The sequence below is a fragment of the Mariprofundus ferrooxydans PV-1 genome, assembly GCF_000153765.1.
GTDB classification, from domain to species: Bacteria; Pseudomonadota; Zetaproteobacteria; order Mariprofundales; family Mariprofundaceae; genus Mariprofundus; species Mariprofundus ferrooxydans.
This window is the reverse complement of record NZ_DS022294.1, coordinates 680,366-699,225: the sequence shown is the minus strand read 5'-3', so window position 1 is coordinate 699,225 and position 18,860 is coordinate 680,366. Positions and strand designations below refer to the sequence as shown.

Annotated in this window: 23 protein-coding genes; 21 read left to right on the top strand and 2 right to left on the bottom strand. The window is 53.4% G+C overall.

The annotated features are described in order from the left end of the window. Nucleotides 1-7: 7 nt before the first annotated feature. Nucleotides 8-229, bottom strand: coding sequence for a helix-turn-helix domain-containing protein (locus tag SPV1_RS03250; protein ID WP_009849671.1), 222 nt, complete (start codon nt 227-229; stop codon nt 8-10). A gap of 137 nt (nt 230-366) precedes the next feature. On the opposite strand from SPV1_RS03250, the gene SPV1_RS03245 reads away from it, so the two are divergent. The 5 genes from SPV1_RS03245 to SPV1_RS14785 all read left to right on the top strand — a co-directional run bounded on the left by SPV1_RS03245 (nt 367) and on the right by SPV1_RS14785 (nt 3,636). Further along, nucleotides 367-600 (top strand): hypothetical protein, encoded by a 234-nt coding sequence (locus SPV1_RS03245; RefSeq protein ID WP_040881436.1) that lies wholly within the window; start codon nt 367-369, stop codon nt 598-600. Further along, nucleotides 593-1,771 (top strand): Arm DNA-binding domain-containing protein, encoded by a 1,179-nt coding sequence (locus SPV1_RS03240; RefSeq protein ID WP_009849669.1) that lies wholly within the window; start codon nt 593-595, stop codon nt 1,769-1,771. Before SPV1_RS03245 ends, SPV1_RS03240 begins: the two co-directional genes overlap by 8 nt. Before the next feature lie 49 nt (nt 1,772-1,820). After that, nucleotides 1,821-2,096 (top strand): hypothetical protein, encoded by a 276-nt coding sequence (locus tag SPV1_RS03235; protein ID WP_009849668.1) that lies wholly within the window; start codon nt 1,821-1,823, stop codon nt 2,094-2,096. 5 nt (nt 2,097-2,101) lie between these two features. Then, complete coding sequence (locus tag SPV1_RS13900) at nt 2,102-3,031, top strand: HD domain-containing protein (RefSeq protein WP_050754707.1); 930 nt, start codon at nt 2,102-2,104, stop codon at nt 3,029-3,031. Between the two features lie 164 nt (nt 3,032-3,195). Further along, nucleotides 3,196-3,636 carry an MbcA/ParS/Xre antitoxin family protein gene (locus tag SPV1_RS14785; protein WP_009849666.1) on the top strand — a complete coding sequence of 147 codons (441 nt, stop codon included), beginning with the start codon at nt 3,196-3,198 and terminating at the stop codon, nt 3,634-3,636. Between the two features lie 172 nt (nt 3,637-3,808). On the opposite strand, the gene SPV1_RS14780 is transcribed toward SPV1_RS14785, so the two are convergent. Continuing rightward, nucleotides 3,809-3,991 carry an antitoxin Xre/MbcA/ParS toxin-binding domain-containing protein gene (locus tag SPV1_RS14780; protein WP_081441961.1) on the bottom strand — a complete coding sequence of 61 codons (183 nt, stop codon included), beginning with the start codon at nt 3,989-3,991 and terminating at the stop codon, nt 3,809-3,811. Nucleotides 3,992-4,490: 499 nt separating this feature from the next. Between SPV1_RS14780 and SPV1_RS14260 the strand changes: the two genes are divergently transcribed. The 16 genes from SPV1_RS14260 to glgP all read left to right on the top strand — a co-directional run bounded on the left by SPV1_RS14260 (nt 4,491) and on the right by glgP (nt 18,855). Then, complete coding sequence (locus SPV1_RS14260) at nt 4,491-4,865, top strand: hypothetical protein (protein ID WP_009849664.1); 375 nt, start codon at nt 4,491-4,493, stop codon at nt 4,863-4,865. Between the two features lie 99 nt (nt 4,866-4,964). Continuing rightward, nucleotides 4,965-6,272 carry a TolC family protein gene (locus tag SPV1_RS03210; RefSeq protein ID WP_009849663.1) on the top strand — a complete coding sequence of 436 codons (1,308 nt, stop codon included), beginning with the start codon at nt 4,965-4,967 and terminating at the stop codon, nt 6,270-6,272. Further along, nucleotides 6,265-7,779, top strand: a complete 1,515-nt coding sequence (locus tag SPV1_RS03205; protein WP_009849662.1) for an efflux RND transporter periplasmic adaptor subunit — start codon at nt 6,265-6,267, stop codon at nt 7,777-7,779. The genes SPV1_RS03210 and SPV1_RS03205 overlap by 8 nt, the downstream gene beginning before the upstream one ends. Before the next feature lie 132 nt (nt 7,780-7,911). After that, entirely contained in the window at nt 7,912-11,073 is a 3,162-nt protein-coding gene (locus SPV1_RS03200) for an efflux RND transporter permease subunit (protein ID WP_009849661.1), read from the top strand. Between the two features lie 20 nt (nt 11,074-11,093). Further along, nucleotides 11,094-11,555 (top strand): DUF411 domain-containing protein, encoded by a 462-nt coding sequence (locus tag SPV1_RS03195; protein ID WP_009849660.1) that lies wholly within the window; start codon nt 11,094-11,096, stop codon nt 11,553-11,555. A gap of 15 nt (nt 11,556-11,570) precedes the next feature. Next, the gene (locus SPV1_RS03190; RefSeq protein ID WP_009849659.1) at nt 11,571-12,137 is read left to right on the top strand and encodes a TlpA family protein disulfide reductase; all 567 of its coding nucleotides are present in this window, start codon (nt 11,571-11,573) and stop codon (nt 12,135-12,137) included. A gap of 46 nt (nt 12,138-12,183) precedes the next feature. After that, a complete protein-coding gene (locus SPV1_RS03185) occupies nt 12,184-12,720 on the top strand; it encodes a hypothetical protein (RefSeq protein WP_009849658.1) in 537 nt (178 codons plus the stop codon). Then, on the top strand, nt 12,717-13,376 hold the full coding sequence (locus tag SPV1_RS03180; RefSeq protein ID WP_009849657.1) for a hypothetical protein: 660 nt from the start codon (nt 12,717-12,719) through the stop codon (nt 13,374-13,376). The genes SPV1_RS03185 and SPV1_RS03180 overlap by 4 nt, the downstream gene beginning before the upstream one ends. A 48-nt stretch (nt 13,377-13,424) precedes the next feature. Further along, nucleotides 13,425-13,994 carry a carboxymuconolactone decarboxylase family protein gene (locus SPV1_RS03175; RefSeq protein ID WP_081441960.1) on the top strand — a complete coding sequence of 190 codons (570 nt, stop codon included), beginning with the start codon at nt 13,425-13,427 and terminating at the stop codon, nt 13,992-13,994. A gap of 2 nt (nt 13,995-13,996) precedes the next feature. Further along, nucleotides 13,997-14,500, top strand: coding sequence for a YHS domain-containing protein (locus tag SPV1_RS03170; protein WP_009849655.1), 504 nt, complete (start codon nt 13,997-13,999; stop codon nt 14,498-14,500). A gap of 10 nt (nt 14,501-14,510) precedes the next feature. After that, nucleotides 14,511-14,840 carry a P-II family nitrogen regulator gene (locus SPV1_RS03165; protein ID WP_009849654.1) on the top strand — a complete coding sequence of 110 codons (330 nt, stop codon included), beginning with the start codon at nt 14,511-14,513 and terminating at the stop codon, nt 14,838-14,840. Nucleotides 14,841-14,849: 9 nt separating this feature from the next. Next, nucleotides 14,850-15,257 (top strand): MerR family transcriptional regulator, encoded by a 408-nt coding sequence (locus SPV1_RS03160; protein WP_009849653.1) that lies wholly within the window; start codon nt 14,850-14,852, stop codon nt 15,255-15,257. A gap of 135 nt (nt 15,258-15,392) precedes the next feature. Further along, nucleotides 15,393-15,536, top strand: coding sequence for a hypothetical protein (locus SPV1_RS14255; RefSeq protein WP_009849652.1), 144 nt, complete (start codon nt 15,393-15,395; stop codon nt 15,534-15,536). After that, nucleotides 15,524-15,826 (top strand): YHS domain-containing protein, encoded by a 303-nt coding sequence (locus tag SPV1_RS03155; RefSeq protein WP_009849651.1) that lies wholly within the window; start codon nt 15,524-15,526, stop codon nt 15,824-15,826. Before SPV1_RS14255 ends, SPV1_RS03155 begins: the two co-directional genes overlap by 13 nt. Beyond that, nucleotides 15,810-17,132 carry a class I SAM-dependent methyltransferase gene (locus SPV1_RS03150; RefSeq protein ID WP_009849650.1) on the top strand — a complete coding sequence of 441 codons (1,323 nt, stop codon included), beginning with the start codon at nt 15,810-15,812 and terminating at the stop codon, nt 17,130-17,132. The genes SPV1_RS03155 and SPV1_RS03150 overlap by 17 nt, the downstream gene beginning before the upstream one ends. A gap of 28 nt (nt 17,133-17,160) precedes the next feature. Next, nucleotides 17,161-18,855 (top strand): alpha-glucan family phosphorylase, encoded by a 1,695-nt coding sequence (gene glgP / locus SPV1_RS03145; protein WP_040881638.1) that lies wholly within the window; start codon nt 17,161-17,163, stop codon nt 18,853-18,855. Nucleotides 18,856-18,860 lie beyond the last annotated feature (5 nt).

Here is an 18,860-nt window from a genome sequence, read left to right as displayed (position 1 = left end):
CTCTCAATCACTCGTCCTGAGAAAATTCAATCAGATCATTCAGGTTGCAGTTCAACGCTTTGCAAAGCTTATCAATGTGCTCCGTGGTTGTGCTATGACCAGGAGTGTTAGCAATGCGCTGTAACGTTGTGCGGGAAATGCCGGTTTGTTCGGCAAGTTCAACAAGCGTCATGCGCTCCCCGTCATAGGCTCGTTGAGCAAGCAACTGCTTCAGTTTTATTTTTATCATCGCTCCCCCTTAGAAGTCAAGTGACTCCAATGATTGTTTGGCGACAACTTGTTGTCAACAAAGATACAAATGTATCGCTATTGACACAGCATTACAAATGTATCATAATTGGCACATACGAACCAAAGGAGGTCGTTATGGGTCAATATATAACCACTGGAGAGCTATCTAGTCGTATAAAATACGATGCCAGATACATAAGAAACTGCTTGCTGGATTCCGTGTTCATCGAAGGTGTCCACTACATTCGTCCGTTTGGACGCAGGAAGATCCTGTTTATCTGGGAGGCGATAGAGGGTGAGATGCACAAGGCATCGAATGATGAAATACCGATTATTCCGCTACGCGCAGGAGGTGCTATTCATGGGTAGCATCACTGTTCGCAAATCAAAGGGTGGTGCTGGCCACTTAGTGATCGACTTCCGTTATCAGGGGGTTCGCTGCCGGGAGCAGACCCTGTTGGAGGACACTCCAAGCAATCGCAGCCGGTTGCAGAAGGTGCTGGATAAAATTGAGAGGGAAATCGCTACAGGAGTGTTTTCGTATGCAAAATACTTCCCCCACAGTAAACGAGCTGCTGAATTCCGGCCACTGCCATCAAGCTCACACACAGGGACTCCACTATTCAGGGATTTCGCAGAAATTTGGATGTCCGAAAATGTGGTGCGCTGGAAAAAATCGGTGATCAAGGGGTATCGATATACTTTAGAAAACCCACTCTTCCCCCGATTTGGACATTATGAGGTGGGAGCCATTACTAAAGCAGATATCCTCGCCTTTCGCGCCGAGCTATCAACCACACTCGGTAAGGGTGGCATTAAAAGGTCACCATCACGCATCAATAATATCATGAAGCCCCTACGCGGGATTCTTGGCGAGGCTTCTGAGCGTTATGACTTCCCCAACCCATTCCGCAGCATAAAAAAAATACCGGAAGGTAAAAAGGAGATACATCCATTCACGTTGGATGAGGTAATGTTGCTTTGTAAAAAAATCAGGGGTGACTACCACAACTACCTTGTAACCCGTTTTTTTACCGGCATGAGGTCAGGTGAAATCGATGGGCTAAAGTGGAAATATGTGGATTTTGATCTTGGTATTATTGCAGTTCGGGAAACGGTGGTCGACCGGGAGGAGGACACACCAAAGACTCAGAGCTCGTACAGGGACATCATGATGCTCCCAATCGTACGTGAAGCCTTACTTGACCAGAGAAAATACTCCGGTTCTATGGAGTTGGTGTTTTGTAGTCGTAGTGGAACCCCATTACATCAAAATAATTTCAGGCGCCGGGTCTGGCGCCCGCTGTTGAATCGACTGGGGTTGCCAATACGCAGACCATATGAAACGCGTCATACAGCAGCGACAATCTGGCTTGCTTCAGGTGAAAACCCTGAGTGGGTAGCCCGTCAACTGGGCCATACCAATACGGAAATGCTTTTCAGAGTCTACTCCCGCTATATCCCCAACCTGACCCGTAATGATGGCTCTGCTATTAGAGCATTAATCGAAACGAGGGTTGGAGGCAGTGACGATGAATAGTGGTCATGCTTCCTTGTGCCCAAGTTGTGGAGCTCACATAAGCAAAACAATGAATAAAGAGGATGATCCTCAACGCCGGAGTGCTGCTCAAATGCTGGCGCGGCACCTGGCCTTCTCTCTCCAGATCCGGCAGGGAAATCAGTTGCGCCGACTGCCAGGAGCAAATGGGCAGGAGACAGACACTATTGATTTGATTGCCTCCTGGGTTCTAATGAGGCTGGGGCAAACAGAACAGTGGCCATTACCCAGTTCTGATGCTGTCTTATTGGTCGAATCTCTGGAGGCGGAGCTTCGAGCCTACCTTCAAAATATCCATATAGGGTGAATGTGATGAAAAACAACGGCACTTCAATTCGGTCAATTCTTGATGGGCAGAGATTTTCCGGGATTTATTACCTGCAATCCTCAATGGGTAGTATCTCCCGTATGGGCAAAGATTACTGGAAGCTTGGTCTGTCAGATCACTCTGGAAAAATTGATGCCTACTTCTGGGGCACTCCGCTGGAACCTCCTAAAACAGATGCGGTACTATGGATCTCCGGCCAGGGACGAATCCTTGGGAGGCAGGTTATATGCGATGTAATATCCATACTTGAGCTCTCATCATGGGATGGTTGCCCACTTCTGCTGGCGCCTTCAGATATCCCTTTGCCCGATGAGTCGGCACTTGTATCGTCACTGCTGGATGACATCGGCAATGCAGAGCTTCGTCGCCTTGTATTTCAGGTGATTTCAGATCGACAGTTTATGATAGCAACACTACATGCGCCCGGCAGCCTTAATCACCATCACGCTTACCCCGGCGGGCTTATTCGCCATACTCGTGAGACAATGGAAATCGTACTGGCCCAATCTGGAAACCTGCAACCAATTGAACGTGATCTGCTTCTGGTTGCGGCCTTTCTGCATGATCTTGGTAAGGCCTACGAGTACAACCAGTATCGACGCCTGACAGACCGTGGAACACTGCTCGGGCATGAAGTAACACTACTTGAAATGCTCGCTCCGATCATGAATAGCATTTGGGAAATCAATCACCCAACCCGAATTGCCTTACTTCATTTTCTCGTGGCCAAGCCGGCACCTCAATGGACTGGCATCAGGCATCCAAGAAGTGCTCTGGTAAATATACTACGCTTTGCCGACAAATTGAGCGGCGAAAAAGATCTGGAGCAGCGGAGCTACAGTGGTGGCCAGATAGGAAGGATACTGCGATCTAAAGTTCACAAACAAACCACTGAAATAGCACTGTCCTGTTGATGTAATCCGGCGGCTTAGATTAGGCAAGAAATCCAATTATAACACTGTCCAGTTTTCCGGGGCCGGCTCTCAAATCGAGTTCAAAAGTGGAATGATGAGTAGTGCTTGTGGCTGAGTCTTAAATACTTAAATTGCAATTGTGGAAGCCGCTTTGCTTTCTGCACATGAAGGTGACCTGTGCTAAAATCTGCAAACTGGATAGGAGGAGAAGCGTGGTAACCGCTGTATCAAGAAAATTGGACAAGACGAACCGTCGTGCGCTGGCTCGCATGACAACAAAAGTATTTCAGTATTGGAAGCTTACCAACTCCAATCAGCTGGCCATGCTCGGCCTATCCAATGCCAGTCACTCGACGCTGTTGCGTTACCGCCATGGCGCTCCCATGGCTTCAAATCGTGACCTGTTAGAGCGGGCTGGCCATATTCTCTCTATCCACAAAAGCCTCCGGTTAATCTTCCCACAAGATCGGGACCTGGCTTACGCCTGGATGACACAACGTAACCAGGCATTCCATGGTAAATCCCCTGTTGAGGTAATCAGCGAATGGGGGTTCACCGGGCTACTTATGATTAGGACATACCTAGATAGGTGCCGACAGCATTGATATTTTCGCGTGCTGGTAAACCGGCACCATGCTATGGTGGTAAATAAATTATCCTTTATGGAGTCAAGAGGGCCTGTGGCACTGCGCCATTTTGAGTTGCAATCACCTGTGGGATTAGCGTGCAATTTGCAACTAGGGAGCCGGGGGAGTTCAGAATCAAGGCTGAATGCGTTTAAGAAAAAATGCCATGGCGAATTCGTCCGAGAACATCTTCAATTTCAATCAACCCTGCATCGGTATCCATTAACTGGATGGGTGGTATATTTCCCAACGGTCGACAAGGGTGATGTAACCAGATGCGGGCACCTTCTTGCCCGCAACCAAAGGTATCCAGGACACATCTGAGTAAGCGCATAGATCTGGCAATACGATCCGATATGGCGGGCGATAGTAACTATCTCTTGCTCCTTTTTCGCTGTAGGGTCCTGTACGATACGCAGAAAATATTTCTTATGGTTTCCTGGTTCGCACCAAGCAACTCCTGCACCTGAAATGCATAGTTTGGGTCTAAGCCCTGACGGACCATTTTCACTGTGCATTCAGTAATCGCTATATCGGTGTGCCTTGCATTATCTTCTCCGGATTGGAGGGGGTGGTAGACAGAAAACCAGCTACTTTCAGTCTGCAATTTTGTACCCATATCAACCTCCGGAGCTTGCGGAACAATCTGTAATAATCTGGCATCCGCAATTGGAACGCTAGACAAAACCGCTTTATGATTTTCTGGAACGCATACCGGAGAGATTCTGAGTGGGAATTTACGCGGTTTCATTTCATTGTGTTTTCATGTTTGGATGAGTATGGTGCGGCCTATGTTGAGGCATAAACTACATCTCCGTGGTCTCTCTCGCCTGATGGCGGGTTTGTTTGCGCTGCAAATTGTAGTCACTGGCTTCTGTATGTTGACGCCGGAAGCGCATGCGATGACAATGCTTGGCGTGCATTCAGTACACACAGCAGCCCACGTTGATGGTCACTGTGCCAAAGCCGAGAACGGGCATCATGCCTCGAATCACTCGGGTAGTTGCTATCATTGTGATCAGCCGGATGAGTTGTCGAATCTGTCCTCCTCCTTTGCACATATAGCATTAGTGTTGCCGGCTTTATTGATCGAACCTGCAGCCCCGACATGGAATGACTTCAGCGGCCTGTTTACCGTGCGCACTCCGACCGGGCCACCGCGCTCATCCACCCTTCTTTATACAACCAGCCAACGCATCCGAATTTAATCAAACCCTTCTGCTGATACCACCACTCTTGTGAGTCGGGGGTGCGTCTGCTGTGTGCATTTCAGCATGGCGCGAATCTCTAGCAGGAGGCGTGTTTCTATGCATGTCCCGCAAAAAGTCCGGCGTATGCTGGCGTATACGGTGCTGGCCACCGTTCCAAATTTATCCATGGCATGGGCTGATGGTTTAAGCCTGTCAGAGGCCGAAGTGCTGGCAATCAAGCATAACCCGGCCCTCGCCGCTGCCACTAAAAATGCAGCTGCCATGGCAGCCATTCCGTCACAGGCGGGCAGTCTGCCTGACCCCACATTATCGTTTAATGCGATGAACCTGCCGGTGGATTCATTTTCCACCACGCAGGAGGCGATGACCCAGTTGCAACTGGGGTTTTCGCAGGCAATCCCCTTTCCAGGCAAACTTGGACTGAAATCAGAAGCTGCAGAACATATGGCTGCAGCAGCTCTGCAGAACCAGCAGGAATTCAAGCTGGTGTTGTTGCGCAATACCCGCATCCACTGGTGGAATCTGGCATATCTGGATAAGGCGCTGTCCATTGTGCGCCAGAACCAGAGCCTGTTACGCAATCTGGTTCGTATTGCTGAAACCAAATACAAGACGGGCAAGGGTCTGCAGCAGGATGTGCTGCTGGCGCAACTGGAACTCTCCAAATTACTGGAGCAGGAATTAAAGCTGCAGGCTGCACAGAACAGCGAATCAGCAACGCTGAATGCCTTGCTTGGGCGCGCAGCTGCCACCCCCATCGCACTGGCCGGTAAAGCGAAGACGAATATCAGTGTGCAAAGACCGGATACCGCCGCACTTAAAGTCTGGGCCAGAGAGCATCGTCCGATGTTGCTGGCGATGAACGATCAGGTGCTGGCTGCAGACAGCATGGTGGCGTTGGCGCAAAAGGATTATTACCCCGACTTCAAGCTGGGCGCAGTGTATGGCTTTCGCTCCGGCACGACCAACCGTCAGCCACGGCCCGATATGGCTTCGCTGATGCTGAGCATGTCGCTGCCGCTCTACACCGGCAGCAAGCAGGATAAGGCGGTGGATCAGCGCATGGCTGAAAAGGCAAAAGCCGAGTTTTCATGGCAGGACGCGGCCAATCAGGTGGATGCAGAGATTGACGCTGCTGCATCGGACCTACGCATTGCCCGTAAGCAGCTAACCCTGTTTGAGCAGGGCATTCTGCCACAGGCGCGTCAGACCACGGCATCAATGCTGGCCGGTTATCAGGTCAACAAGGTGGATTTTCTCAACCTGGTGCGCGCCCAACTTAATGAATTCAACACCGATATCCAGTACTGGCAGCAGGTGTCGATGGCCCGACAGGCCGAAGCGCGCCTGGCTGCTGCAGCCGGCAAAGAAGATTTAAACAAAGGTGATAATAATTATGAATAAAAACAACCTACTAGGGATCAGTGCAGCCGTCGCGATCGGCCTGGCTGGCGGGTATTTTATTTTCGGCGGCCAACAGGGTGAAAAGGACGATCGTTCGCCGAAAGCAAGTGCCAGGGCTGATGGTCCATGTGCCGGAGGAGCGCAGCCGCTGATGTGGCGCAATCCTATGAATCCGTCGGTGACCAGTCCGGCGCCGGCCAAGGATTCAATGGGCATGGATTACATTCCCGTCTGTGCTGATGAAGGCGCCGGTGGCCCGGCCGGCACGGTGAAGATTGATCCGACTGTAACACAGGATATCGGCGTGCGCGTCACCAAAGCAGTGCAAAAAAATCTGTCGCGTGAGGTTACCACAGTGGGGCGTGTTACCTTTGATGAGACGCGCCTGACGACCCTGCATCCGAAGGTGGATGGCTGGGTGGACAAGCTGTTTGTCGATAAAACCGGTGAGAGTGTCAAGGAGAACACGATGTTACTCTCCTTTTACGCGCCGGAACTGGTGGCGACACAGGAGGAATACCTGCTTGCACTGGCCAACTGGGAGCAACTGAAAGCCAGCCAGTATAAGGACATCCGTGAAGGCGCAAAACGTCTGCTCGACTCATCGCTGGATCGGCTGCGCTTTTTCGATGTGCCGGAGCACCAGATTCGGGCTCTGCAGCGCACGCACAAGGTACTGAAAAACATGCACATCCATGCACCGGCAGCCGGTATCGTGACAAAAATAGGCGTACGCGATGGAGCGCGTGTCACGCCTGCGACCGAGCTGTATCAGATCGCCGATCTGTCCCGCGTATGGGTGCTGGCCGATTTGTATGAGTATGAGATTCCCTGGGTCAAAGTGGGGGATTCGGCCAGTCTGAGTATTGCTTCGATGCCCGGTCGTACGTTCACCGGCAAGATTACTTATATCTATCCTTACCTGGATCCCAAAACACGGACCAACAAGGTGCGCATCGAGTTTGATAATCGCGATGGCGCACTCAAGCCGGATATGTTCGGCGATGTCGCTATCGCCTCATCCACCAGCAAGCCCGGCATCTATGTGCCGAGAGAAGCGGTGCTGATTACAGGTAAACAGGCCCATCTGTTTGTTCAGGTCGGGCCCGGGCGTTTTGAGCCACGTACGGTCAAAACAGGCACCAGTGCCGAAGGACAGGTTGAGATTCTGGATGGCGTGAAAGCCGGTGAGCTGGTGGTGTCCAGCGGTCAGTTCCTGATCGACTCGGAATCCTCCATCCGCGAAGCCGCCGCCAAAATGGTTGAACCAAAGACAATGGCCTCACCACAAGGCAGTGGGAGTGCCGGTCAGGACATGGAAGGCATGAACATGCAGGGCATGTCCATGGATTACCACTCGGCAGGAGAGCCAAATGGGATGACCAAAGGTCACATGAAAGGTGAGGGGCAGGATGCCCCGAATCACATGGATATGAAGGGGATGCAGATGAACGGAGAGAAAATGCAAGGCATGAGCATGGAGGGAGGTACAGATGAGCACAAGTAAAAGCAAATTCTTCTCTGCGTCCTTTATGCGTGCAGTGACGTGCAGGATGCACACATGCCGCAGCCGCATGGATGCGCAGGCATGGCCAGTAAAGGATTTTGAATTTTCTCACTTTCACAGGTGGAGCCAGCCATGATCGCGAAAATCATTGATGCCAGCCTGCGCAACAAGTTAATCGTGCTTATCTTCACCGGCCTGCTCATCGCTGCCGGCGCTTTTGCTGTGAAAAATATCTCGCTTGATGCCATTCCCGATCTCTCCGATGTGCAGGTGATTGTATTCACCAAATATGCCGGTCAGGCGCCGCAGGTGGTCGAGGATCAGGTCACTTATCCGCTGACCACTGCGATGTTGGCTGTGCCGCACTCCAAGGTGGTGCGCGGTTACTCATTCTTCGGGTTTTCCGTCGTCTATATCATCTTCGATGATGGTACGGATATGTACTGGGCGCGCTCGCGCGTGCTGGAATATCTGAACTACGTGGCCGGGCGTCTGCCTGATGGCGTTACGCCGACACTGGGGCCGGATGCCACCGGTGTGGGCTGGGTGTATGAATATGCGCTGGTCGACAAATCCGGCAAGCATGATCTGGCCGAGCTACGCTCCATTCAGGACTGGTATATGCGTTATGCGCTGCAAACGGTACGCGGCGTATCCGAGGTCGCCTCCATTGGCGGCTTTGTGAAGCAATATCAGGTGGAAGTCGATCCCAATGCGCTGGCCGAATATGGCATTCCTCTGGCCAGGGTCAGGAATGCCATCAAGCGCAGCAATAACGATGTTGGCGGACGCCTGATTGAAATGGGTGAAACCGAATACATGGTGCGCGGCAAGGGTTATCTGAAAGGAATTCCTGATCTGGAGTCCATTCCGGTAGGGGTGGATGCGCATGGCACCCCGATATTGCTGCGCGACGTGGCGCATGTGCATCTGGGGCCTGAATTGCGCCGTGGACTGGCCGAGCTCAATGGTGAAGGAGAGGTAGCCGGCGGCGTGATCATTATGCGTTACGGCGAAAATGCGTTGACCACCATTGAAGCTGTACGCAAAAAACTGGAAGAGCTGAAGTCCGGTCTGCCCGAAGGCGTGGAAATCGTGCCTACCTATGATCGTGGCGGCCTGATTGAGCGTGCGGTGGAAAACCTCAAGGACAAGTTGTTTGAGGAGTTTCTGGTTATTTCGCTCGTCTGCATGTTGTTCCTGATGCATGCACGTTCAGCCCTAGTGGCCATTATCACGCTGCCACTGGGTGTGTTGATCGCCTTTATGCTGATGCAGTGGCAGGGACTGGCCGCCAATATCATGAGTCTTGGCGGTATCGCGATTACGCTGGGTGCGATGGTGGATGGCGCGATTGTGCTGATTGAAAATGCCCACAAGCATCTGGAGCAGTCGGAGCACGTTAAGGGTAGTGTACTGAGCATCAACGAGCGCTGGGCGGCGATTGGCCGGGCCTCCAGAGAAGTGGGCCCGGCGCTGTTTTTCTCGTTGCTGATCATCACTGTGTCCTATATGGCCATCTTCACGCTGGAAGCGCAGGAGGGCCGTTTGTTCAAGCCGCTGGCCTTCACCGCGACCTACGCCATGCTGGGGTCTGCCCTGCTGGCGGTGACCCTGGTGCCGCTGCTGATGGGCTGGTTTATTCGCGGCAAGGTGATGCCGGAGGAGAAGAATCCGGTAAACCGCGCGCTGCAATGGATGCACGGGCCAACACTGGCAGCTGCTTTACGGCATAAGTGGGTGACGATACTGATTGCCATTGCCCTGCTGTTTTCGATGGCTGTGCCGTTGGCGAAAATTGGCTCTGAGTTTATGCCGCCGCTGGATGAAGGTGATATTCTCTATATGCCGACCACCTTCCCCGGTATCTCAATTACCAAGGCCAAAGAGCTATTGCAGCAAACGGACAAGATACTGAAAACCTTTCCGGAAGTTGAATCCGTCTTTGGCAAAATCGGACGCGCGGATACAGCTACCGATGCCGCGCCTCTGGCCATGGTGGAAACCATTATTCGGTTGAAGCCGAAGAAGGATTGGGCCAATCCGGAAAAAACCACGCAAGCCTTGATGAAGGAGATGGATGCTGCCATCAAGTTTCCGGGGCTGGCCAATGCCTGGACGTATCCGATCAAGACACGCATCGACATGCTTTCCACCGGCATCAAGACGCCGATCGGCATCAAGGTGTCGGGACCGGATCTGAATGTGTTGCAGGACGTCGGCATGCAGATAGAGCGTGCGGTCAAAACGCTGCCGGAGACAACTTCGGCCTTCAGTGACCGTGCAGCCGGCGGTTATTATCTGGATATCGATATCCAGCGCGATAAGGCAGCGCGCTACGGATTGACCATCGGTGATATCGAAGATGTGATCCAGTCGGCCATTGGCGGTATGAATGTGACGCAAACGGTGGAGGGACTGGAGCGTTATCCGGTTAACCTGCGCTATCCGCGTGATTACCGCAGTGACCCTGATGCACTGAAACGTGTATTGATACCGACACCGACCGGGGCGCAGATACCGCTGGCTGCCGTAGCAGAGATCGGTGTGCACCGGGGGCCACCAGTGATCAAGAGCGAGAATGCGCGTCCCAATGCCTGGGTCTATGTGGATATCAGCTCCAGCGATATCGGCGGTTATGTAGCCCGGGCCAAACAGGCGATTCATGATCAGGTAAAGATACCGGCAGGTTATACGCTGGAGTGGTCCGGTCAGTTTGAGTACATGCAGCGGGCAGCAGCTAAAATGCGTATTGTTATTCCGGCTACGCTGTTGCTGATCTTTCTGCTGCTCTACTTCAACTTCGGCAATCTGATGGCGCCGGTGGTGGTGATGTTGTCGGTGCCGTTTGCACTGATCGGCGGTTTCTGGCTGGTATGGTGGCTGGGCTTCAATCTCAGCGTGGCGGTAGCTGTCGGATTTATTGCGCTGGCCGGCGTGGCGGCCGAAATTGGTGTGTTGGTGCTGACCTTTATCGATCAGGAGGTGGCGCTCAGGCGTGAGGATGCAGGCGGAAAACTGGCGCCGGATGCTTTGCGCGCCGCAGTGCAGGCCGGTGTTGCCAAGCGCGTAAGGCCGATTGCGATGACCGCCACGGCGGTGATTGCAGGGCTGGTGCCGATCATGCTGGGTGGCGGTACAGGCTCCGATGTAATGCAACGTATCGCGGCTCCGATGATCGGCGGCATGGTCACAACAACGCTCATGTGCCTGGTCGTGCTGCCGGTGATCTACGGCATGCTTCTGCAGTTCAGGGAAAAACAAATTATCAAGAAAGATAAGGAGACCGTATGAAACTATATAAATGCACTTGGATGTTAGCCCTGGTAAGTGTGATGTTCGGCTCTACCAGTGCTGTCGCTATAGCTGAAGGCAGTGGAACGCAGGTTGCGAAAATGAATCATGAAGTTGTGATGTACAAATCCCCCGCCTGTGAATGCTGTAGCGGTTGGGCCGAGCACATGCGCAAGGATGGTTTTAGCGTCACGGTGAACAAGCGTGATGATATGGATGTGATCAAGGCGAAGTACGGCATCACCGATAAACTGGCATCCTGCCATACAGCCATTGTGAATGGTTATGTGATCGAAGGCCATGTCCCTGCTGCCGATGTCGAGCGGCTGCTGAAGGAGCGCCCGGCCAATGTCATCGGGCTGACCGCACCGGGCATGCCGATGAAATCACCAGGTATGCAGAGCGTTGGTCAGCCGCCGCAGGATTATGATGTGTTGGCCTTTGACAAGGATGGAACTACCACTGTGTTTCACCGGTATTAAGCCATGCTACGCTGCATGACACGAATCATCGGGCTTATGCTGCTGGCTGGCTTGTTGGCCGCGTGCTCGGTTGATCCGGATAGCTCCGGCAAAGCGCTGCCGGTCAAGGGTCAGGCGATGCCGATATTCAAGATGGGTACATTGGATGGCAAGCTGGTGGATAGTCACAACCTGTTTGCCGGCAAAGTGATTATTTTAAATGTGTGGGCGACATGGTGTCCGCCATGTCGCAAGGAGATGCCGGATCTGATCCGACTCTCCCGTCTGCTGCCAGCCAATAAGTTCATAGTGGTTGGTCTGGCGGCGGATAATCAGGCAGAAGATGTGCGCAAATTTATCGAAGAGAAGCATGTCTCCTTTCCGATTTACTGGGATAAAGGCGGTAAGCAGCTGGCAGGGCCGCAGCTGGGCGTGTTCAAGTATCCCGAGACATTCATCATCAACCGGCGCGGTGTCTATTTGGAAAAAATCATGGGTGGATTCCCTTGGGCTTCGCCAATAACCGTCCGTATTCTGAATACTATTTATAACACCGGAAAAATCCCGGAGCAGTCAAGCGCCGGCACTCCCGGCGCGCGATAGACGTAATGAAAGCTGAAGAGAAAACATTGAAAGCAGGAGGAATCATATGAAGAAGACAAGCTTGGTATTAAGCACGCTACTGGCAGTGGCGATGAGCCAGCCGGCCATGGCCGGCGAGAATATGCATGGCGCTATGCCTATGGATAAAGTCAATCCTTGTTCGATGCATAGCATGCATGTCGATATGGAAAACCCGTGTATGGCAGTCGCCAAGGGTGCTTTTATGGTCAAAAAGGAAATAGACGGCTACACCGTCAGTTTTCACATCATGAAAGCCATGGCGGGAATGAAGCATGGAGCCAGTCACCATTCGGGCGAGGGGCAGGATGCCCCGAGTCACAATGTAATGATCAAATTTGAAAAGGGCGGAAAGGCAGTAACGAATCTCGTGGCCAATTCCAAGGTGGTGCATCCCAATGGAAAATCAGAGTCCAAAATGCTGAAGAAAATGGGCGATTGGTATATGGCCGGCTACAACCTGGATCACCCCGGCAAGCATCAGTTGATGCTGCTGTTCAAAACGGCGGATGGCGTCAAGCATTTTGGTGGCATTGACTATCAGGCGCAGGGAGCGAATAAATGAGTCCTCAATCGACAGGCATTGAAACCGGCGCTATGCGTGCCGTGATATGGGCGGTCATCCGACCTGTACGACATGGATTGCTGATGGCTATAGCCGCGATGATTCTGGGTATATCGTGGGCCGGCTATCTGGCGACCCACCATGAGCAACTTCACGGCGGATTCGAGAAGCAGGAATCTGCTTTGATGGCCCAGGAAACGGGGATGAACATGCACGGCGCTGAATCAGACCACCACAGCGGAGAGCCCGATGCCCTGCATCAGCATTCCCACACCGGCAGCCCGGCCATGGATGCCATGCAGCGACTGCTGCGCGGCCATATTCACTGGATGGGGTTGGGCATCCTTGTCACAGGGCTATTGCTGATTGTCGCTTTTACAACCGTGAAGAGCGTTTGGAAAAAAGCGTTGGCATGGACCTTTGGCATTGGCGCGCTGGTCTATCCGGTGGCCTGGATTCTGATGGGTTTTCGTACCGTGATCATGGGAGGGGAGACAGCCGAAGCGAGCGTCATGTGGCTGTTCGGCCCGGCAGCCGGCTTGCTGCTGGCGTCACTGGTCGGCGTATTTATCATTTTGCTGCTTGAAATGACGGGCTGGTATGCGCGTGCGCCTTTCTGCGGCTTTTTTGAGCCCGGGCCATCGCCGGAAGTTTGAAATGAACAGCCTCGATAACCATTATCTACAGGCTGAGGGCTATATCCAGTGAGCGCAATCACAACGCCCACTGATTACCGCTTCCCGTGGTATGTGCGCTTGTTCTTTTGGAACCAGAGACGGCGCTACGGGCAGGTACTGGAGCCGGCGCGTTTGTGGGGGCGCACGCCTCGGGTGTTCTGCTCGCTGGCCCTGCTGTACGGGGCTCTGGATCGGCGTTCATCACCGCTGGAACCCGCGCTGCGATCACTGGTCACTGTGCGCGTCTCCCAGATCAACTGGTGCAGGTTTTGTGTGGACATCAATTCAGCCACGGTGCTCAAGCGCGGGGTGGAGAGAGAAAAATTCGATAAACTGACCGAGTTCCGGGAAAGCGGTTTGTTCAGCGCGCGCGAGCAGGCGGCGCTGGTCTATGCCGAGGCGGTAACATGCTCCGATCAACAGCCGGGTGAGAATCTTTTCACGGCATTGCGCCGCTACTTTGATGACGATGCTATAATCGAGTTAACAGGGCTGATTGCCTTTCAGAATATGTCGAGCAAGTTCAACGCAGCACTCGGCGTGGAGCCGCAGGGATTTTGCCTGCCCGCGAAAAACAAAAACAGTGATGGAGGCTAGTCATGCAATTGATGCATATGGAAGAACATACCTGCCCGGTTTGCGGCATGGATGCGAAAGATTCAACGGTTCATGCTGAACATACCGGCATTGAATATTACTTCTGCACCCCTCAGTGCAGGGAAAACTTTATCGCCCGTCCGCAGCTGTATCTGGGCAGACAATCGGCAAAGTCTGCCGGTCGGGAGATCATCAAGCGAAGGTCGTTTTCTCTGGATCAGGTCATTGAGGGAGAGATGCAGGCGCAACTGATCCAGACTATGAAGCAAATGATGGGCGTCAGGGATGTGGAGGTGAATGGCCGTGATGTCGCCATCACATACGATCTGTTGGAGGCGACGGCCGAACAGATGGAGCGGGCGTTGGCCGATGCAGGCGCGGCACTTGGCAGCGGCTGGGCCGCACGGCTCAAGCGCGGCTGGGTTCAATACACCGAAGAAAATGAGCTTGATAATCTGGCAACAGGCGATGCCGCCTGCTGCAATAAACCACCGGCAAAGGGATAGGGAGCAGGACATGAAATACAAAAAAGTGATGGCTATTATCATAAGTGAGAAACTGGAAGAGGTAGAAAAAGCGCTGAATGCCATGCACGTTTCCGGACTCAGCGTCACTCAGGTGCGCGGCTACGGTGAATATCATAACTTTTACCGGCATGACATGACATGCCGTCATGCCCGCATCGAAATCTTCTGCCAGACGTCCGAGGCGAATGCGATTGCCCGCTGTATTATGGACGCGGCGCATACCGGCATGTCCGGTGATGGCATCGTAGGCATCCTGCCGGTAGAACAATTCTATCACATCCGCACCCGATCCGAACCGTGTGTCGATAGTGCTGACTGAGGTCTGGGTATGATGACGGTCAAGGGTTTGGCTACGGCAGTCAACGTCACACCGGATACGGTACGTTATTATGTACGAACCGGGTTGCTACGCCCTGTTCGCGATCCGGTGAATGGTTATCGCCGGTTTTCTATGCTGGATGTCGACCGCTTGCGATTTATTTGCCGCGCCAAGTCGCTCGGCTTTACGCTGGCTGAAATCACCGATGTATTCGCCGATGCGGAGGCCGGGGATTCCCCCTGCCCACGGGTGAGGGCAATCATCCGGCGACGCATCGAAGAAAACCGTCAGCGCATAGATGAACTGCTGGCATTACAGGATCGGATGGAGCTGGCAGACAGTCAGTGGCAGAGCATGGAAGATGGCATGCCGGACGAGGGCTCGATTTGTCGACTCATTGATGCGATGGATACTTGACCTGTGTGTTACACCAACCCTCTATACTACCCCACGGACAGACACAGACCGGAGGTTATTGTGCGATGCCTGAATATCTCTCATGATGACATGACCTGCTTCCTGCTTCCTGCTGGATAGCGAGGCGATAGGCTGATGACCGCACCTGCCGTTTCCTATGATTATGGCCTGTGGACGCTGCTGCTGGTCAATTCCGGCATCTATGCCCTCATCTGTCATCCCCAGTATCTGGCCTTTATTATCATGACCAGCCAAGGAGGTAGAATATGGAAGGATTAGGCTCGCTTATCGTCTTCGCATTGCTGTTTTATGTGATGATGCGTTTTGGCTGCGGTGCTCATATGGTGCATGGTCACGGTGACCATGCAGTAAAAAACGATACGGCTCAGGGCAAATTCATCGACCCGGTGTGCGGCAGGGAGGTTGATCCGAAAAAAGGCTATGGGGTGATGCACGAGGGCAACCTTTACCGCTTCTGTTCGCGAAAATGCCTGGATCAGTTTGACGGCCAACCGACGCTGTTTATCAACAAGCACATAAGTCAGGCGGATCATGAGCACCAGTCATGATCTGCCTGCAAGTGCGGCCATGACAGCAACCGAGCCGCTGGCAGCAACGGTGGCTGCCAGAGTTATTCTTCATACGCTGCTGGATGCTTACAGCGGGCCGGTGGCAGCGGCTTTATGGACCGGTGAAACGGTGATCGGCGATGAAGCCAGCCCATGCCGCGTTATCTTCAGACGGTCGGCACCGTTGCGGGATCTTGTTTTGCATCAGGATGTGATCCGCCTGGCTGAGGCGTATCTGGGCGGATATGTTGACGTGGAAGGCGATATGGAGCTGCTGCTCGGCATTAGCGATTACCTGCAGGAGCTCGAACTGTCGTTGTCATTGCGTTTCCGATTGATGCGGGAAGCGCTGCGTATTCCGGTTGCAACGATAGAAAAGGAAGCTTCTGCTGTGCGCGCTGCAGAAAAGAGGCAGCGCAACTGCCAGAGCAGTATCGCCCACCATTACGATGTTTCAAATGAATTTTACCGCTTGTGGCTGGATCCGGAGATGGTCTATTCCTGCGCCTATTTCGATGATCCCGATCAGGATCTGTGCTCGGCGCAGCAAAACAAACTGGATTATATCTGCCGCAAGCTGCGACTGGTTCCGGGTCAATCCATGTTGGATATCGGCTGTGGCTGGGGCGCGCTCGCCTGCTGGGCTGCGCGCAACTACGATGTCCATGTGTATGGCATTACGCTGAGCGAGCAGCAATATGACTTTGCCGTGGAGCGGGTTAAAAAGGAGGGGCTGCAAGAAAGCGTGACGATCGAATTGCGCGATTACAGGGATCTCCCGGGTGATATCGGCTATGACCGGATCGTAAGCGTGGGTATGTTCGAACACATCGGGGTCAAGAACTTCCCCGGCTATTTTGGAACGGTCAAACAGCTGCTCAAGCCCGGAGGGCTGTTTCTCAATCACGGTATTACCAATGATACCGGTTGGCGCAATACACCTGTTACCCGATTTATGAACTGTTACGTATTTCCGGATGCCGAACTGGCGCGCATCAGTCAGGTGATTACCGCGATGGAGGACGCCGGCTTCGAGATTATTGACGTAGAGGGCCTGCGGCGTCACTACGTATTGACCTTGCGCCGCTGGGTTCAGACGCTGAAGAACCGGCGGGCGCAGGCTGTGGCGATTGTGGGTGAGCCAAGCTTTCGGGTATGGGAGCTCTACATGGCCGGGAGCGCTTATTATTTCGAACTGGGCAGTTCCGGCCTGTTTCAGGTGCTGGCAGGACATGCACAGCAGCCGTTGTCCATACCGCTGCGCCGAGAGGACATCTATCAAGCCAAGGAGGTCAATGATGTGTGAACATGCCTGCGCAAAGGAGACCCAAGCCATGCTGAAAGAGTTCATCCGCAACGAGCGCATCGCCTATTTCTCGATGGAGATTGCGCTGCAGAATGACATTCCCACCTACAGTGGCGGTCTTGGCGTATTGTCCGGCGACACGTTGCGCTCGGCCGCCGATCTGGAGATGCCCATGGTGGCGATCACGCTGGTACACCGGCTCGGCTATTTCCGCCAGTCGATAGACGATCATGGCGGGCAGCAGGAACAAGCTGATCCATGGGCGCCGGAAAAATATGCGGCCCCGCTGCCCGCGAAAGTTGCGGTGACCATTGAAAACCGCGATGTATGGGTGGGCGGATGGCTATACATCCTGGAAGGTCACATGGGCGGTCGGCAACCGGTTCTCCTGCTTGATACTGATCTGGATGAAAACACGGCGGAAGATCGTCAAATCACCGACCGCCTCTATGGCGGCGATGCGTGCTACCGCCTCAAACAGGAGATCGTACTTGGCATCGGCGGCGTAAGATTATTGAATGCTCTCGATTTCAATGTACGGCAGTATCATTTGAATGAAGGACACTCCGCCCTGCTCGTTCTCGAATTGCTGCGCCGCCATGCCTACCCTGCTGCTGATCTGCGGCAGGGGGAATCGCCGTATGATGTGCCCAGTGTGCGCGAGCTGTGCAATTTCACCACCCATACGCCGGTTGAAGCCGGGCAGGATAAATTCCCCTATGATCTTGTCTCCCGTATTTTGGATGATTTCGTTGACAGTGAAACCCTGAAAGGCCTGGCCGGCCGGGATCAACTCAATATGACCAGTCTGGCGATGAATATGAGTGATTATGTCAATGGCGTGGCCAAGCGCCATGCCGAGGTGTCACGCAGGATGTTTCCCGGTTATCGCGTGCGCGCCATCACCAACGGTGTCCATCCGCACACATGGGCGTCCATCCCGTTGCGCAAGCTGTACGATGCACATTTTCCCGGCTGGTGCCATGAGTCGGAGCAGCTGGTACGTGCCGATTGCTGTATCCCCAAGGATGATCTTTGGCAAGCGCATGTTGAGGCCAAGAAAGCGCTTATCGCCCTGATCCAGGAGCGGTGCGGCATCACACTCGATGCGGAACTGCCCATACTCGGATTTGCCCGCCGCATGGCTGCCTACAAGCGCCCAGATCTGCTGTTTCATGATCTTGCCCGCCTGCGTGAGATTGCCCGGCGTCGGCCGTTCCAGATAGTGCTTGCCGGCAAGGCCCATCCACGGGATGAGGCGGGTAAGCAGATGATCCAGCTGCTGCACGAGCATATACGGGAGCTGGCGGATGCCATCCCGATCGTGTTTTTGCCCAACTACGACATGGACATTGCCTTCAAGTTGGTATCGGGCTCCGATGTCTGGTTGAACACGCCGCTCAGACCTTTCGAGGCCTCCGGTACCAGCGGCATGAAAGCCGCGTTTAACGGGGTGCCGAATCTCTCCGTGCTGGATGGCTGGTGGGTCGAGGGCTGTATCGAGGGGGTAACCGGCTGGGCTGTGGGTAACAATGATGAGTCGGACAATGGTGAGGATGCGATCTCCCTCTACCGCAAGCTTGATGAGGTGGTGTTGCCTCTATATCACGAAGACAGAGACGGCTGGATTTCCGTTATGCAAAGGGCTATCAGCAAGAATGCGTCCATTTTCAACAGCCACCGCATGATGCGCCGTTATGCATCCGATGCGTATATCCGTTGACAAGT